The following is a 2,861-nucleotide window of genomic DNA, read 5'->3' as shown; positions in this document are numbered from 1 at the left end:
CCAGCGCGAGCGAGACCCTCGCGCAGACGGCGGCTGCCCGGCCCGATCGGGCCGCCCGGCTTGCCACAGCAATGCGCGCCATCAGCAACGCCTTTGATCCGCTGTACACGCCGGCGGTGATCACCGAACAGATGGGCCGCCTGCTCGACGCCATTGGGGTGGCGCTGGTTGAAGGCGCATCGATTGATCGCCCGCACGCCTATTTCTGGACTGCGCCGGGAGAAGCGGGTGAGCAGGCGCTGGCGCTCTTGCAAACGGCGGTGCGTGATCCGGTCGCGTTAGCATGGCGTTCGTGCCCTGAACCGTTTGTTCACATGCCGCATCTGCTGCCACAACTGGCCGGATTTCCGCTGCCTGATATTGGCGGCATCATACTGGTGACGCGCCAATCCCAAGCATGGCCGGCGACTGAGCAGCAATGCGGCGCGACGTTAGCGGCGCACGGCGCGGCGATGCTGCGCTACGCCCGGCTCTACACCGACTTGCAAGCCTATGCCGCCCAAACCGAGATCATGAACTCGCTGGTCTTTTTCCTCAGCACCCTGCTCGATCCGGTGCGGCAACTTGACGCGGTTATCCAGCACATCCTTGCTCTCACCCGGCTCGATGCCGGCTTGATCGCGCTGAAAGAAGACCAGCGCCTCACCGTTGCCGGCCCGCCGCAGAGCGCCATCGATCAGGCGCAGATGGCAACCCTAATCGAGACCGTCTTTGCTACTGGCCAGCCAGTGTGGCTCTGCCGGCGCCACGCCGCACCCGAACCGCTGCCGTGGCCGTTAGCCGATTTTTGCGATCTGGTTGCGCTGCCGCTGGTGGTGAATGCCACCAGCGCCGGCGTGCTGGTGATCGGCAGCCGCGCTCACCGCCATATCAGCGGCGAAGATTTGAGCCTGTTGCTCACCATCGCGCAACAATTGGGGTTGGCGCTGAGCAATGCGCGTCTGCGGCAAATGGCAAGCGAGAACGAAGCCTTGCGGCAAGCCAACCAGCTCAAGAGCGCCTTTCTCGCTAGCGTCTCGCACGATCTACGCTCGCCGCTAACCGCCATCCGCGCCTCGGTTGAGGATCTGCTCGACCGCCAGCACGCTGTGTCAGTAACGGAAAACCGGGCCTTGCTGTGCAATATCGCCCACGAAACCGCCCGTCTCAGCCGGTTTGTCGATCAACTGCTCGATCTGTCGCGGATCGAAGCCGGCGCCTTGCCAATCGACCGCGAGTGGGTTGAGCTGGCGGTACTGGTGAAGGATGTGGTGACGAGTTTTGGCCAGCACGATCCGGCGTGCCGCATCGAAACCTTCATCTCGCCAACCTTGCCGCTGCTCTACATTGATCCGATCTTGCTGGCGCAGGTGCTGTGGAATCTGATCGAAAATGCGCACAACTATGGCCCGCCAACGGGGCCGGTCACGGTTGAAGCCTTCTGCACCGGCACCCAGTTAGTGATCAGCGTCGGCGATCGCGGGCCGGGGATTCCGCCAGCCGAACGGCAGCGCATCTTTGACCGGTTCTACCGGCTCGAACGCGACCGGCGCAGCCATCGCAGCGGCAGCGGGCTAGGGCTAGCCATCTGCCACGGTATTGTCACCGCCCATGGCGGCAAGATTTGGGTTGACGACCGGCCGGGGGGCGGGAGCGTGTTCCGGATCGTGTTACCGCTGGCGAGCGACGAACCGCCAGCGTGGCTGGATGAGGACGGGTCAGCATGAAACAGCGCATTCTGATTGTCGATGACGATCCGGGGATTGTCGCCGCGATCACACCGGCGCTGCGGGCGCAAGGCTACGAGGTGGTCGCCGCTCACGACGGCGAAACGGCGCTGGCGGCGTTCCGGCAGGTGGAGCCGCATCTGGTGCTGCTTGATTTGGTGATGCCGAAACTAGGCGGGATTGGCGTCTGCCAGCAGATTCGCCAGCAGAGCGCGACACCGATCATTGTAGTGAGCGTCAAAGGCGCGGAAGCCGATATTGTCACTGCGCTCGACAACGGGGCCGATGATTATCTGGTCAAACCCTTCCGGCTGAGCGAATTGCTGGCCCGGATTCGGGCCGTGTTGCGGCGCGGCCGCACCCCGCAGCCGCTGATCGAATGCGCCGATCTGGTGATCGACACCACCCGGCGGATCGTCTTGCGGCAAGGCCAACCGGTGAGCTTAACCCCGATCGAGTACGCCGTGCTGGCCGAACTGGTAGCGCACCGCAACGGCGTGGTCACGGCCCGCCAAATTGTGCAGCGGGTGTGGGGGCCGCAGTACGCCGATGCGACCGATTACGTCAAAGGCGTCATCCGGCGGCTGCGGGTCAAGCTCGAACTCGATCCCGCCCACCCGCGCTACATCATCACCGAACCACACGTCGGCTACCGGTTCAACGACGCCTCCGGCGCGGTATCGTCGCCATCGTAACGGTAGGGACATTGCGCTGCAATGTCCTATTGCGGCGCAATGTCCCTCCCTTACGGAATCGCAACCCGCCCCCACCATTTAACGCCCACCGTACTCGTTGCGAACACGAGCATCGTCCATCACCCACGCACCCACCAAGCCAACGCAAGGCGCGCTCTCGGCGTGCGACACCACCCGCTCAGGCTACTGACATGCCTAGCTTTGCCATAGTATGATTTGGATGCAATACGTTATTTTTTTCACAGCGAAGGAGGGATCTTCACTATAGCGAAACAATCTACGATGCCATGTATGCAAATCGGCAAGACTTTATCTAGCAACGCAACAACTACTAGCCTTTGCCCCTGTCATCGTGTTGTAATAATGTTGTAAGATAGAGATCTGTCATATGCGCATCCGAACCGCAATCATCGCCTTGATCGCTACGCTCGGTCCCCTCCTCAGCAGTATGCGCACCGCT

General features: G+C 62.2%; 2 protein-coding genes. Both read left to right on the top strand.

The genetic code is table 11. The annotated features are described in order from the left end of the window. A partial coding sequence (locus U9R81_RS15600; protein WP_322496352.1) for an ATP-binding protein occupies positions 1-1,706 on the top strand: 1,706 nt, incomplete at its 5' end. Then, positions 1,703-2,401 (top strand): response regulator transcription factor, encoded by a 699-nt coding sequence (locus U9R81_RS15595; protein ID WP_322496351.1) that lies wholly within the window; start codon positions 1,703-1,705, stop codon positions 2,399-2,401. The genes U9R81_RS15600 and U9R81_RS15595, both read left to right, overlap by 4 nt. Positions 2,402-2,861 lie beyond the last annotated feature (460 nt).

It is taken from the genome of Chloroflexus sp., assembly GCF_034435895.1.
Classification (GTDB): domain Bacteria; phylum Chloroflexota; class Chloroflexia; order Chloroflexales; family Chloroflexaceae; genus Chloroflexus.
The sequence above is the reverse complement of the archived record's forward strand: the minus strand, read 5'-3'. Positions and strand labels throughout refer to the sequence as shown.